General features: G+C 62.9%; 11 protein-coding genes and 1 pseudogene. 5 read left to right on the top strand and 7 right to left on the bottom strand.

The window, feature by feature from the left end:
* From ACFQ2F_RS11745 to ACFQ2F_RS11760, 4 genes and pseudogenes are all read left to right on the top strand, one after another.
* Window positions 1–599 (top strand): annotated as a pseudogene (locus ACFQ2F_RS11745) (calcium:proton antiporter); the annotation flags it as partial.
* A gap of 22 nt (window positions 600–621) precedes the next feature.
* Window positions 622–1,167: an ATP-dependent zinc protease family protein gene (locus ACFQ2F_RS11750; protein WP_379090056.1), complete on the top strand. Its 546-nt coding sequence runs from the start codon at window positions 622–624 to the stop codon at window positions 1,165–1,167.
* A 30-nt stretch (window positions 1,168–1,197) separates the two neighbouring features.
* Complete coding sequence (gene rimK, locus ACFQ2F_RS11755) at window positions 1,198–2,103, top strand: 30S ribosomal protein S6--L-glutamate ligase (RefSeq protein WP_379090058.1); 906 nt, start codon at window positions 1,198–1,200, stop codon at window positions 2,101–2,103.
* 567 nt (window positions 2,104–2,670) lie between these two features.
* Window positions 2,671–3,282 (top strand): HAD-IA family hydrolase, encoded by a 612-nt coding sequence (locus tag ACFQ2F_RS11760; RefSeq protein ID WP_379090060.1) that lies wholly within the window; start codon window positions 2,671–2,673, stop codon window positions 3,280–3,282.
* Window positions 3,283–3,285: 3 nt separating this feature from the next.
* Here the strand turns inward: ACFQ2F_RS11760 and metH are convergent, their stop codons facing one another.
* The 7 genes from metH to ACFQ2F_RS11795 all read right to left on the bottom strand — a co-directional run bounded on the left by metH (window position 3,286) and on the right by ACFQ2F_RS11795 (window position 12,522).
* Window positions 3,286–5,919: a methionine synthase gene (metH, locus tag ACFQ2F_RS11765; RefSeq protein ID WP_379090704.1), complete on the bottom strand. Its 2,634-nt coding sequence runs from the start codon at window positions 5,917–5,919 to the stop codon at window positions 3,286–3,288.
* A 61-nt stretch (window positions 5,920–5,980) separates the two neighbouring features.
* Complete coding sequence (locus tag ACFQ2F_RS11770) at window positions 5,981–6,385, bottom strand: endonuclease domain-containing protein (RefSeq protein ID WP_379090062.1); 405 nt, start codon at window positions 6,383–6,385, stop codon at window positions 5,981–5,983.
* A gap of 68 nt (window positions 6,386–6,453) precedes the next feature.
* Window positions 6,454–7,515, bottom strand: a complete 1,062-nt coding sequence (locus ACFQ2F_RS11775; RefSeq protein WP_379090064.1) for a homocysteine S-methyltransferase family protein — start codon at window positions 7,513–7,515, stop codon at window positions 6,454–6,456.
* On the bottom strand, window positions 7,512–8,438 hold the full coding sequence (gene metF / locus ACFQ2F_RS11780; RefSeq protein WP_379090066.1) for a methylenetetrahydrofolate reductase [NAD(P)H]: 927 nt from the start codon (window positions 8,436–8,438) through the stop codon (window positions 7,512–7,514). The genes ACFQ2F_RS11775 and metF overlap by 4 nt, the downstream gene beginning before the upstream one ends.
* On the bottom strand, window positions 8,438–9,490 hold the full coding sequence (locus tag ACFQ2F_RS11785; RefSeq protein WP_379090068.1) for an ArsR/SmtB family transcription factor: 1,053 nt from the start codon (window positions 9,488–9,490) through the stop codon (window positions 8,438–8,440). Before ACFQ2F_RS11785 ends, metF begins: the two co-directional genes overlap by 1 nt.
* 235 nt (window positions 9,491–9,725) lie before the next feature.
* Entirely contained in the window at window positions 9,726–11,384 is a 1,659-nt protein-coding gene (gene ettA, locus ACFQ2F_RS11790; RefSeq protein ID WP_379090070.1) for an energy-dependent translational throttle protein EttA, read from the bottom strand.
* Between the two features lie 100 nt (window positions 11,385–11,484).
* Window positions 11,485–12,522, bottom strand: coding sequence for an ELM1/GtrOC1 family putative glycosyltransferase (locus tag ACFQ2F_RS11795; RefSeq protein ID WP_379090072.1), 1,038 nt, complete (start codon window positions 12,520–12,522; stop codon window positions 11,485–11,487).
* A 128-nt stretch (window positions 12,523–12,650) separates the two neighbouring features.
* Between ACFQ2F_RS11795 and ACFQ2F_RS11800 the strand changes: the two genes are divergently transcribed.
* On the top strand, window positions 12,651–13,076 hold the full coding sequence (locus ACFQ2F_RS11800) for a TerB family tellurite resistance protein (protein ID WP_379090074.1): 426 nt from the start codon (window positions 12,651–12,653) through the stop codon (window positions 13,074–13,076).
* Window positions 13,077–13,117: the final 41 nt, after the last annotated feature.

The following is a 13,117-nucleotide window of genomic DNA, read 5'->3' on the forward strand; positions in this document are numbered from 1 at the left end:
CGATGATCTTCGCGGCAATCGCCGCGGCTTTCTACACGGTCTTCCTGGCCATCCAGACGACGCGGCACCAAGCCTTCTTCGCCCAGCCCGTGCCGGAGGACGCCGAGGAGGATGCGCTGGCGCCGGTGATCCGGGAATCGGAGTCTCACGGGCTGCTGTTTCACATCCCCATGCTGCTGGTTACCCTGCTGCCCATCGTAATCCTCGCCGAGTATCTCGCCGTGATCATCGATTTCGGAATCGAGAAGAACGATCTTCCGGACGCGCTGGGCGGTATTGTGGTGGCCTTGATCGTGCTGACGCCGGAAGGGCTGACCGCCATGCGCGCCGCGGCGAACAACAAGCTGCAGCGCTCGGTCAATGTCTGCCTCGGCTCCTCCCTCGCAACCCTCGGGTTGACCATCCCGGCAGTGCTCGTCGTGGGGCTGATCGCCAACACGGATATCCATCTCGGCCTCACCGGGCTGGAGACGGTACTCCTGGTACTGACCCTCGGGCTTGCGGCGCTCACCTTCGGCGGCGTGCGGACCACGGTGTTGCAAGGGCTGGTGCATCTGTTGATGTTCGCCTGTTATCTTGTGCTGGTGTTCAGTCCCTGACGTTTTGCGAGGTCAGTCGCACTTGACGAAACCTATCCAGCCTCCGGCCTCCCCGGAGCAACCCACACGGCGCCGCCGCAAGCGGGGCGCGCCGACGCCGGCCCTGCATATCGGCTGGCGGGAGTGGGTCGGTCTGCCCGAGCTGGGCGTTCCCATGGTCAAAGCGAAGATCGACACCGGCGCGCGGACCAGCGCGATCCACGCCTGGAAGATGGAGCCGTTCCAGCGGGACGGTCAGATCTGGCTGCGGTTTGAGCTCCATCCGGAGCAGCGCAGCAAACAGGGCGCCGTCACCTGCGAAGCGCCGGTGGTCGACCGCCGACAAGTGAAGAGCTCCGGCGGCCACGTGACGAACCGCTATGTCATCAGGACGACACTTACCCTTGGAACGGGGAGCTGGCCGATCGAGTTGACACTCACCAACCGGGACCAAATGGGGTTCCGGATGCTGCTCGGTCGAACCGCGCTCAAACATGGTGTGCTCATTGACCCGGCGCGCTCGTTCCTGGCAAGTGCCGACCTTGTTCCGCCGCGCCGGAGACCGCGCTCGAAACCGCCCTCCGATTAACCCACTCACCCCACTTCCACGAGGCCTTCGATGAAAATCGCACTTCTGGCGCGGAACGCGAACCTTTACAGCCACAAGAGGATCGTGGAGGCCGCCGAGGCGCGCGGTCACGAGATCGAGATCATCAATACGCTGCGCGTCTCGATCAATATCAGCTCAGGGCGGCCGATGCTCTATCACCGGCTGCAGCATCCGCTGGAAGAGTTCGATGCGGTCATCCCGCGTATCGGCGCCTCGGTCACGGCCTACGGTCTTGCGGTGCTGCGCCAGTTCGAGGTGATGGGCATCTACCCCATGAACGAATCCGTCGCCATCGGCCGCTCGCGCGACAAGCTGCGCTGCATGCAGCTTTTGGCGCGCAAGGGGATCGGCCTGCCGAGCACCGCCTACACCAACGATCCGAAGCAGGCGGAGGACGTTATCAAGCTGGTGGGCGGCCCCCCGGTGGTGATCAAGCTGATCGAAGGCACCCAAGGCATCGGCGTGGTGCTGGGTGAGACCATGCAGTCGGCCAAGTCTGTGATCGAGGCGTTCCAGGGCGCCAAGGTGAACATCCTGGTCCAAGAATACGTGAAGGCGGGCGGCATGGATATCCGCGCCCTGGTGATCGGCGAGAAGGTCGTCGCCGCCATGAAGCGTCAGGGCCCTCCGGGCGAGTTCCGCTCCAACCTGCACCGGGGCGGCCATGCCTCGGCGATCAAGATCACGCCGCAAGAGCGGGCGACCGCCGTGCGCGCGGCCAAAACCCTGGGGCTCAATGTCTGCGGCGTCGATATGCTGCGCTCCGAGCACGGGCCGATGGTCATGGAGCTGAACTCGTCGCCGGGCATCGAGGGCCTGGAAAACGCCAGCGGCAAGGACGTCGCTTCGCTGATGATCGAGTTCCTGGAGCGGAACGCCAAACCCAACAAAACCCGTACCAGGGGTAGAGGCTAGCCGTCGAAAACGTATCAGAGTCGAGGGGAGCTTTTCGCACTGCGAAAGGCATGCTGCGTTTTCCACAGACTTTCCAGAGCCGAAAAACGGCCGTTTCTAAGGGGTTTCGGTCCAGCGAAAATAAATTCGCAAATGGATGAAACCGCCGGTCTCGGTCTGCGTTAATCTGCTCACCAAGCCTTGCGCCGAACTCTGTCTGATTGTGCGGCGCAGCACATAAGATGCTTGGCGAATGCGTCTACCTCTACGTAAACTGTTGTTTCGTCCGATGGGACGACCAGCGGAAAAGGAGGCTTCCGATGGAACTGACACAAGCCCTTACGGCGATAACGGCGCTGGGTTCGTTTGGCTTTCTGGCCGCTGTTATCATCGGAATCGTTTAAGGTTGGGGACATCTAGGCCGGGGCGCTAAACCAAAAGCCCCGATGCCGGATCAGTGGGTCTCTCGCAAGGTAGCGAGAGGCCATTTTTTTTGCCCATCTTCCATAGTCCGTTGCGGTACTGGCCTGCCCCTGCCCGCTATGCGAACAAGGCCGCCGAGATTTGGGGCCGAAGTGGGAGCGGATCGTGACGCGGTGTCTGATGCTCGACGTCGACGGGGTGGTGGTGAATGGCCGCCCCGAGGACGGGAAACCCTGGGCGACCGATATCGGGCGCGACCTCGGGATCGAGCCCGCTCTGCTGCAGGAAAAGTTCTTCGCGCCCCATTGGACAGACATCGTAATCGGGCGGAAGGATCTGCTCGAGGTGCTCGCGGCCTGCCTCCCTGTCCTGTCGCCCTCCGTCAGCGCGGAACGCTTCATCGCGTATTGGTTTGAGAAAGATGCGCGGCTGGATGAATCCGTTCTGGCAGCATGCGATACACTGCGTGACGAGGGCTGGCGCATCTTCCTGGCGACCAACCAGGAGCATCTGCGGGCCCGCCATCTGATGGAACAGCTGGCATTACGCGATCACGTCGACGGCATGGTCTACTCGGCCGCGGTCGCGGCGCGAAAGCCGGAGCGTGCCTTCTTCGATGCCGCTTCGGAACGTAGCGGTGCCGACCCAGACAAGATCCTTCTCGTGGACGATTCCGAGGCGAATGTCGTCGCCGCCCGCGACGCCGGCTGGGCCGCGCGTCACTGGTCAGAGGGTGACGACCTGCTAGCGCTCCTTGAGCAGCAGCAGGCCGGCTGACTCTTACGCCGCGTCGGCTTCTTGCGCGATCTTCGCTGGATCGTAGTTGAGGATCGGCGCGAGCCAGCGCTCGGCCTCCTCGACCGTCCAGCCCTTGCGGGCGGCGTAATCCTCGATCTGATCCCGGCCGATCTTGCCCACGCCGAAATAGCGGCTTTCAGGATGGGAGAAGTAGATGCCGGAGACGGCAGCGCCCGGCCACATGGCGTAGCTCTCAGTGAGATGTAGGCCGATCTCCTCCTCCGCGTTCAGCAGGTCGAACAGCGTACCCTTCTCCGTGTGGTCGGGCTGGGCTGGATAGCCCGGCGCCGGGCGGATGCCCCAATACTCCTCGGCGATCAGCGCTTCGTTGCTGAGCTTCTCATCGGGCGCATAGCCCCAAAGCTCCTTGCGCACCTTCTCGTGCATGGCTTCGGCGAAGGCTTCCGCCAGCCGGTCGGCCAGGGCCTTCACCATGATCTTTGAGTAGTCGTCATTGGCCAGTTCGAACCGGTGGGCGACCTCCTCCTCACCGATGCCTGCCGTGACGGCGAAGCCGCCGATATAGTCCGGCGCCTCGCCTTCTGGCGCGACGAAATCGGAGAGCGCCAAATTCGGCTTGCTCGACTCCTTGGACATCTGCTGGCGCAGCGAATGGAAGGTCGTCAGCTCGTCGGTACGCTCGTCGTCCTTATAGAGCACGATGTCGTCGCCGCGGGCGGCGGCCGGCCAGAAACCGACGACAGCATGGGCGGAGACCCAGTTCTCGGCGATCATCTGCTTCAGCATGGCTTGCGCATCCTCGAACAGGTTGCGCGCCGCTTCGCCGTACTTCTCGCTTTGAAGGATTTGCGGATACTGGCCCTTCATCTCCCAGGCCTGGAAGAACGGCGTCCAGTCGATATAGCGGGCCAGATCGGCGAGGTCGTAGTTCTTGAAGACCTTCGTTCCGAGGAAGCTGGGTTTGGGCGGCGTGTAGCCGGACCAATCGATCTTGGGGGCGTTGCCGCGGGCTTGCGCAATGGAGGCGCGCTTCTTCTGCTCCTGACCGCGGGCGTGGGATTCCGCCATCTTGATGTAGTCCTCGCGGACACGCGCGATTGTGTTCTTGCGCTCCTCCGGGCTCATCAGGCTGGAGACCACACCGACGGCGCGGCTCGCATCGGTCACGTAGATCGCTTGGCTGCGGCTATAGTTCGGGCTGATCTTCACCGCCGTATGGACACGGCTTGTGGTCGCCCCGCCGATCAGCAGCGGCATGTCAAAGCCTTCCCGCTCCAACTCGGCCGCGACGTGGCACATTTCGTCGAGCGATGGCGTGATAAGGCCGGAGAGGCCGATGATGTCGACCTTCTCTTCACGGGCCCGGTCCAGGATCGTCTGGGAGGGCACCATGACGCCGAGATCGATCACCTCGTAATTGTTGCACTGAAGAACCACGCCGACGATGTTCTTGCCGATGTCGTGCACGTCGCCCTTGACGGTGGCGAGCAGCACCTTGCCGGCCGCATCCCCTTGGGTGAGGCCGAGCTCCTCCTTCTCCTTCTCCATGTAGGGCATGAGATAGGCCACGGCCTTCTTCATGACGCGGGCCGACTTCACCACCTGGGGCAGGAACATCTTGCCGGCGCCGAACAGGTCGCCGACCACGTTCATGCCGGCCATGAGCGGGCCTTCGATGACATGGAGAGGACGCTCCGCCTTCTGGCGGGCCTCTTCGGTGTCTTCTTCCACGTAAGTCGCGATGCCGTTCACCAGGGCATGGGTGAGGCGCTCCTCGACTGGCTTCTCACGCCAGGAGAGATCCTTCTCCTTGCCGGCCGACGCCCCGCCCTTGTAGCGCTCGGCCGCTTCCAGCAGTCGGTCGGTCGCGTCGTCGCGGCGGTTGAGGATCACGTCCTCGACCAGCTCGCGAAGCTCCGGCTCGATATCGTCATAGACGGCGAGCTGGCCGGCATTGACGATGCCCATATCCATGCCCGCCTGAATGGCGTGATAGAGGAACACCGAGTGCATGGCCTCGCGCACCTGCTCGTTGCCCCGGAAGGAAAACGACAAGTTGGAGACGCCGCCCGACACATGGGCGTAAGGCAGGTTTTCCTTGATCAGACGCGTGGCCTCGATGAAGGCGATGCCGTATTCGGCGTGCTCCTCGATGCCGGTGGCGACGGCGAAAATGTTGGGATCGAAGATGATGTCTTCCGGCGGGAAGCCCACCTCCTTCGTCAGCAGCTCATAAGCACGCTTGCAGATCTCGAACTTGCGCTCAATCGTATCGGCCTGACCCTCCTCGTCGAAGGCCATGACCACGACGGCGGCACCATAGCGGCGCACCTTCCGCGCCTGCGCCAGGAACGGCTCGACGCCCTCCTTCATGGAGATGGAATTCACGATGGATTTGCCTTGGGCGCATTTCAGCCCGGTCTCGATCACCGACCATTTGGAGGAGTCGATCATCACCGGCACGCGGGAGATATCCGGCTCGGCCGCAATCAGATTCAGGAAGGTCTGCATGGCCTTCTCCGAATCCAGCATGCCCTCATCCATGTTGATGTCGATGATGGCGGCGCCGTTCTCGACCTGCTGTCGCGCGACCTCGAGCGCTGCCGGATAATCGTCGGCCTCGATCAGCTTCCGGAACTTGGCGGACCCCGTCACATTGGTCCGCTCGCCGATCATGATGAAATTCGTTGCGGCGTTATTGGTCATTACTCACTCTTTAGGCGTCGCCGGAGTCCCTCTCCCCGTCGGGGAGAGGGTGGCGCGAAGCGCCGGGTGAGGGGGAACAATCAATAACCTCACCCAGGGCATGCATCACACCTTCAATGTTCTCCAGCACTTCGTTATTCCAAATCCGGACGACAGAGAATCGCTGCTCTTCCAGATGCTGAGTTCGCTCTTCATCGGCTCGCTTGGTCAGTTCGGCGTGTTGTCCCCCATCAACCTCGATAATCAAGCGGAGCTCTTTGCTCATGAAGTCAGCGATATAAGGCCCAACTGGTACCTGGCGCCGGAACTTCACGCCCTTGAAGCGACGGTCCCGCAGTTCGAACCACAACTTCGTCTCCGCCGCAGTCATCTCTCTGCGTAGCCGTTTGGCAGTAGACGTGAGCTTCGTTTCCATCCCCCTCACCCAACCCTCTCCCCGAGGGGAGAGGGCATCGCGGTAAGTGCTGAACTTGCAGGATCCCCCTACCCCGCCACGAAGGGTTCCAGTCCCGACAGGCGCAGCTTGTGCTCGGGCTCCGGCATCTTTCGGGGCGCGAAGCCCTCGACCGCATCGGCGATGGCCTTGATGTGCTCCGGCGTGGTGCCGCAGCAGCCGCCGACGAGGTTCAGCATACCGTGCTTGGCCCACCCTTCCAGCAGATCTCCCATCATCTCGGGCGACTGGTCGTACTCGCCCATCTCATTGGGGAGCCCTGCGTTGGGGTAGGCGCTGACATAGGCGTCGGCCACGTGCGCGATATCGGCCACGGCCGGGCGAAGCTGCTCGGCGCCGAAGGAGCAGTTGAGCCCGATGGAGAACGGCTCCAGGTGGCGCATGGAATACCAGAAGGCTTCCGGCGTCTGGCCGGAGAGGTTGCGGCCCGACAGATCGGTGATGGTGCCGGAGATCATCAGCGGCAGCTTCACACCCGTCTCGTCGAAGACCTGCTCCACGGCGAAGCCGGCCGCCTTGGCATTCAGCGTATCGAACACCGTCTCGATGAGGATCATGTCCACGCCGCCCTCGATTAGCCCGCGCACCTGATCCGAATAGGCCTCGACCAACGCATCGAAGGAGGTGTTGCGATAGCCGGGATCGTTCACGTCCGGCGAGATGGACGCGGTGCGGTTGGTCGGGCCGATGGCGCCCGCCACCAGGCGCGGCTTGTCCGGCGTCTTCTCGGTCATGGCGTCGGCGGCCTCGCGGGCGACCTGCGCGGCCACGACATTCATCTCCTTGGAAATGTCCTCAAGGTGATAATCCGCCTGGCTGATGGCCTGGGCGTTGAAGGTGTTGGTGCCGATGATGTCGGCGCCCGCCTCCATATAGCCGGCATAGATCTCCTTGATGATCTCCGGCTGGGTGATCACCAGCAGATCGTTGTTGCCCTTCAGGTCGTGGGGGTGATCGGCGAACCGCTCGCCGCGATACTCTTCCTCGGAGAGCTTGTAGCTCTGGATCATGGTTCCCATGCCGCCATCGAGGATGAGGATGCGCTTCTTCACCTCGGACTTCAGATAGGCGATGCGTTCTTCGCGGGTCACGAGACTACCTCCGCTTGTTTTTCTTGTTCGGCCGCCGTCGGCCGCAGGCCCAGCAGGTGACAGATGGCATAGACCAGCTCGGCCCGATTGAGGGTGTAGAAGTGGAAATCGGTGATGCCCTGGTCAACCAGCTCCAGCACCTGCTCGGCGGCCACCGCGGCGGCGACGAGGTTCTGGGTCACCGGATGGTTCTCCAGCCCCTCGAAGCGCTGGCCCAGCCATTCGGGCACGTAGGTGCCCGACCGGGTGGCGAAGTTGGCGACCTGCTTGAAATTGTGAATCGGGATGATGCCCGGCGTGATGGGGATGGTGATGCCGCGAGCGCGCACCTTCTCCATGTAACGGTAGAAGACCTCGTTATCGAAGAAGAACTGGGTGATGGCCGCGTCGGCGCCAGCGTCGATCTTGGCCTGGAGATTGTCGATATCCGCCTCGACAGTGGGCGATTGGGGATGCTTCTCCGGATAGGCGGCGACATGGACCTCGAAGGGGGCGATTCTCTTGATGCCGGCCACCAGATCCGCCGCGTTCACATATCCGCCGGGGGTCGGCTCATAAGGCGCACCCACGCCGTCGGGGGCGTCGCCGCGAAGCGCCACCATGTGGCGCACGCCGATCTCCCAGTAATCGCGGATGATCTCGTCGATCTCTTCCTTCTTGGTGCCGACGCAGGTGAGATGGGCGGCGGGTTTCAGATCCGTCTCGTTCAGCACGCGCTCGATGGTGGAATGGGTACGTTCGCGGGTGGATCCGCCGGCACCATAGGTGACCGAGACAAAGTTCGGATGAAGTGGGCAGAGGGTGCCAATGGACGACCACAGGGTCTTCTCCATCTTCTCCGTCTTGGGCGGGAAGAACTCGAACGAGACGTTGATGTCGCCGTCGCACAGGGCGCGGCTTCTGTGATGATCGCGGTGAAGCATTACGCGGCGGCCTCCTCGACCGATGACGCAGTGCCGTCTTTGGCAGCTGATTTCGACTTTTCTTCGGACGCTGCGGCTTGCGATTTCTCGGCGAGCCACAGGGAAACGGTAAGCTTGCTCTCGTCACCCGCCTCGCCCGGCGCAAGATCCCGATGAGTCTTCAGATCGAGCCCGGCCTCGTCGCACCAGCGGCCGATCTGATCCGAGGCGAGCCCAAGGCGGCGATGCGCCTGCTCCTCGCGCAGAAACTCCAGCTCATGGGGTGCGAAATCCACGATCAGAAGCTTGCCACCGGGCTCAAGCACCCGGGCGGCCTCGGCGATGGCGACGGCCGGCTCCTCCAGGAAGTGAAGCACCTGGTGCAGCACGACCGCATCGGCCTCGCCATCGGCCAGCGGCAGATGAAACAGATCGCCATGGCGGACTTGGGCGTGGGCGAGCCCCGCCCCTTCCAGCTTCATGCGGGCATAGGACAGCATCTCGTGGCTGACATCGAAGCCGAGGGCGCGATCCGCTTGGCGCGCGAAGAGCTCCAGGATGCGGCCCGTGCCGGTGCCGAGATCGACCAGCAGGTCGAAGGGGCCCTGGCCCAGCGCATCCATCATGGCCTGCTCGACCTGGGCCTCGGCAACATGGAGGCTGCGGATGCGGTCCCATTCCCTGGCGTGGGCCTTGAAGTAGTTCTGAGCGGCTTCGGCGCGCGCCTTCTGGACGGCGGTGGCTCGAGCGGCATCGAGCTGGAGCACGGAATCGTCGGAATCGAGCCCCGCAACGATGGAGGCGGCGAGGCGCGCCTCGGCTGAGCCTTCGGCCAGACGGAAGAAGACCCAGCTCCCTTCGCGGAAGCGTTCGATCAGCCCGGCTTCCGACAAAAGCTTCAAGTGACGGCTGAGCCTGGGCTGGCTCTGGCCAAGAATCTGAGTCAGATCCTTGACGTTGAGCTCGCGCCCCGACAGCAGCGCCAGAATGCGCAGACGCGTGGATTCCCCCGCCGCCCTAAGGGCAGAGAGCGCGGGCTCCAGACTCAACGTCTTGTCGGCTGCATCTGACATAAAGATATCTTTATGCCTTTTGGCGAAGCGGGACAAGGGGGATTTCTTCGTGCGGCGACGGTGCGCGACATCACCGTGTCATTGCCCGGCTCGACCGGGCAATCCAGTAACCACTGCCCTGCCCTGTTCGCACAGCCAGGGGTTACTGGATCTGCAAATGCAGCCTTAAACGTGGATGGCCGGGACAAGCCCGGCCATGACGTTCTATGTGGATGCGGAGCGTGAAGCCCTGCCCCTAGTTCCGGGTCAGTTTCTTGTACTTGATGCGCTTCGGGACAATGGAATCGTCGCCCAGGCGGCGCTTCTTGTCTTCCTCGTACTCGGCGAAGTTGCCCTCGAACCACTCCACGTGGCTGTCGCCTTCGAAGGAGAGGATGTGGGTCGCCATGCGGTCGAGGAAGAAGCGATCATGGCTGATGATCACGGCGCAGCCGGGGAAGTCTTCCAGAGCGGCTTCCAGCGAGCCCAGGGTCTCCACGTCGAGATCGTTGGTGGGCTCATCGAGCAGGATCAGGTTGGCGCCCGACTTCAGCATCTTTGCCAGGTGCACGCGATTGCGCTCACCGCCGGAAAGCTGGCCGACGCGCTTCTGCTGATCCGGTCCCTTGAAGTTGAACCAGCCGACATAGGCACGGCTCGGGACCTCGCGCTTGCCCAGCTCGATCATGTCATTGCCGTCGGAAATCTCCTCCCAGACGGTCTTCTTCCCGTCGAGGTCGTCGCGGGACTGATCGACATAGCCGAGCTTCACGGTCTCGCCGACGCGGATCTCGCCCTCGTCCGGCTTTTCCTCGCCAACGATCATTCGGAACAGTGTCGTCTTGCCCGCGCCGTTGGGGCCGATGACGCCGACAATACCGCCGGGGGGTAGCTTGAAGGTGAGGTCGTCCACCAGCAGCCGGTCGCCGTAGGCTTTCGTGACGTCGTCGGCCTCGATCACTACGCTGCCGAGGCGCGGGCCTGGCGGGATCTGGATCTGAGCGTTGCCTTGGCTTTCCTTGCCGGCTTCGGCGACGAGATCCTCATAGGCGCGGATACGGGCCTTGGACTTCGCCTGGCGGGCCTTGGGGCTTGAGCGGATCCATTCCAGCTCGCGGGCCATGGCGCGTTGCTTGGCCTCGTCCTGGCGGCCCTCCACCTGGGCGCGCTTCTGCTTCTGCTCAAGCCATTCGGAGTAGTTGCCCTTGTAGGGCACGCCCTCGCCCCGATCGAGCTCCAGCGTCCAATCGGTGATGTTGTCGAGGAAGTAGCGGTCATGTGTCACCATGACGACGGTGCCGGGATACTCCTGGAGGAAGTGCTCCAGCCAGGCGACGGTCTCGGCGTCGAGATGGTTGGTGGGCTCGTCGAGCAGCAGAATATCGGGCTTCGACAGCAGCAGCCGGCAGAGTGCCACGCGGCGGCGCTCACCGCCGGAGAGCTTGGAGACATCCGCATCGCCCGGCGGGCAGCGCAGCGCATCCATGGCCTGCTCCACCTGGGAATCGAGATCCCACAGATCGTTGCTGTCGATCTCGTCTTGAAGCTCGGCCATCTCCTCGGCCGTCTCGTCGGAATAGTTCATGGCGAGCTCGTTGTAGCGGTCGAGCTTCGCCTTCTTCTCTCCGACGCCCTCCATGACGTTGCCCATGACGTCCTTGGAGTCGTCGAGCTGGGGCTCCTGGGGCAGATAGCCGACATTGATTCCGTCGGCCGCCCAGGCCTCGCCCATGAACTCCTTCTCCTCACCCGCCATGATCTTCAACAGCGTCGACTTGCCCGCGCCGTTGGGGCCGACCACGCCGATCTTGGCGCCGGGGAGGAAAGACAGGGTGATGTCGTTCAGGACCTTCTTGCCGCCGGGATAAGCCTTGGCGAGATCCTTGATGACATAGACGTATTGCGGGTTGGCCATGGGTCGCCAGCTCGTCTTTCTAAGAATGAATAGGAAAAGAGATATGCCTCGCCGCACTCTCTAACGAGGTCGCGCGCCCGAATCCAGCCCTGTTCGACGCTCAGCCGGAAAGCAGCTCCGGCAGGCGCTCTTTCAGCTTCGCGGCCAGGGCATCGAGGGGGTTCTCTTCGATAGGCGTGATCTCCGCGAGGTTCGACGCCAGCCGCTCCGGCGTCAGCTCGGCGATGGGCAGGACGCGGTACCAGTTCCGGTGCACGAGTAGGTCGCGATAGGCGCTTTCATCCTCCGGCAGGTGGGAGGCTTTCGGCGTGAGCCCCACCACGGGAAGGCGCGCGGAGATGGCTTCCGAGACCATGGAGCTGGAATCGGCCGTGCAAAGCACGATTTCGGCGCGGGAGAAGATGTCAGGCAGCGTGCTCGGGCCGGCCGTGCGGAAATCGACGAAGCGCTCGACGGCCCGTTCGTCCTTGGCGAAGTCGGCCAGCATGTCCGCCACGTAGTCGGGGGTGCGGCGGGAGGTGGAGATCATCCAGCGCGTGCCCCAGCGTTGCGAGATCTCTCCGATGCGCGCGATGAGATCCTTCCACTCCCCGCGTCCGAACCGGAACGAGGCAGCATTGCCGCCGATCAGGAGCGCCGCCAGCTTGGGCGTGCGGTCCGGGCCGAACTGGATGACTTCATCGGAGCGGCCGAGGCTGTCGGGGTCCATGGGTGATGGCTTCAGGGTCACCATGTGGCGGGGCGCATCGGCGTCGCGCTCATAGGACGAGATGACGAGGCTAAATTCCTTCGCGTCGAGATCGCGAAGGGACCCGCAGAAGATGCTCGGCCGGTCCAGATACCGGCTCACGCAGATATTGGGCATCAGGGTCTCGCCGCCGGCGGAGATGACGAGATCGGCTTGCGGTAGTTCCTCGGCCTCGATGCGATAGGCCATGCGCAGCATGCGGGGCGGAAAGAAGCTCTTGGCGTGGATGCGGGCGCGCAACCAGCGGGTCGGCACGATCCATTTGCGCCGAATCTCGATGCGGGTCACCTGGACGTCGCGAAGCCGCTTTAACGCCGCAATAACGCCTTCCGATAGGTGATAATGTCCAGGTCGCGTATCTGCGAGGAACAAGACTTTGAGGGGCGGCATTGACCTACAAAAAGCCTCTCAACCGGGAGAAAACAAACAAGAGGGTCGTTGGACCCAATAATAGGGTCTTGGGAACCGCACTCTGCCTCCCCAAGTGAGGCGAGTCGATCAGAAGCACGGAGATCGAGATGACGGATACGGCGCTCAGGCTCGGCAGCGAATGGATTTTGAAGACCATGGTCGCCATGGCCAAGGCGGATGGAAATCTGGACCTGGACGAGATCGACCTGATCCAGCGGCTCTATAGAGACCATGCCAAGGAAGATGTCGAGACGGACGAGATCAAGCGCATGGCCGAAAAGGGAGTCGGCGACGACTTCTACACCGACCTCGCCCGAGCGGGAAAAAGCCTCGACGAGCACAGCAAGGAAGAGATCGTCCGCTGTGCCTATCTGGTGCTTCTGGCCGACGGCGAAATCGCTGGCGCGGAGCGCAAGACCCTGCAGGAGATCGCCGCGGCCCTGAAGATTCCGGAGATCCATTTCGGCGCCATCTTGGAAGACCTCTCCATCTGGATGGCGGCCCAGCGGGCGAACGGCAAGGCGGTCGGCTAGAGCCGCGCGATAGGCCACCCGATTCAGATCTTCCCGCTCGC

Source organism: Methyloligella solikamskensis, assembly GCF_042676065.1.
Classification (GTDB): Bacteria; Pseudomonadota; Alphaproteobacteria; order Rhizobiales; family Methyloligellaceae; genus Methyloligella; species Methyloligella solikamskensis.

Excerpts from the sequence above, each read along its gene's own strand:
- rimK (WP_379090058.1), top strand. The coding sequence starts at position 1,198 with ATGAAAATCGCACTTCTGGCGCGGAACGCGAACCTTTACAGCCACAAG.
- ACFQ2F_RS11770 (WP_379090062.1), bottom strand. The coding sequence starts at position 6,385 with ATGGAAACGAAGCTCACGTCTACTGCCAAACGGCTACGCAGAGAGATG.
- metF (WP_379090066.1), bottom strand. The coding sequence starts at position 8,438 with ATGCTTCACCGCGATCATCACAGAAGCCGCGCCCTGTGCGACGGCGAC.
- ACFQ2F_RS11785 (WP_379090068.1), bottom strand. The coding sequence starts at position 9,490 with ATGTCAGATGCAGCCGACAAGACGTTGAGTCTGGAGCCCGCGCTCTCT.
- ettA (WP_379090070.1), bottom strand. The coding sequence starts at position 11,384 with ATGGCCAACCCGCAATACGTCTATGTCATCAAGGATCTCGCCAAGGCT.
- ACFQ2F_RS11795 (WP_379090072.1), bottom strand. The coding sequence starts at position 12,522 with ATGCCGCCCCTCAAAGTCTTGTTCCTCGCAGATACGCGACCTGGACAT.
- ACFQ2F_RS11800 (WP_379090074.1), top strand. The coding sequence starts at position 12,651 with ATGACGGATACGGCGCTCAGGCTCGGCAGCGAATGGATTTTGAAGACC.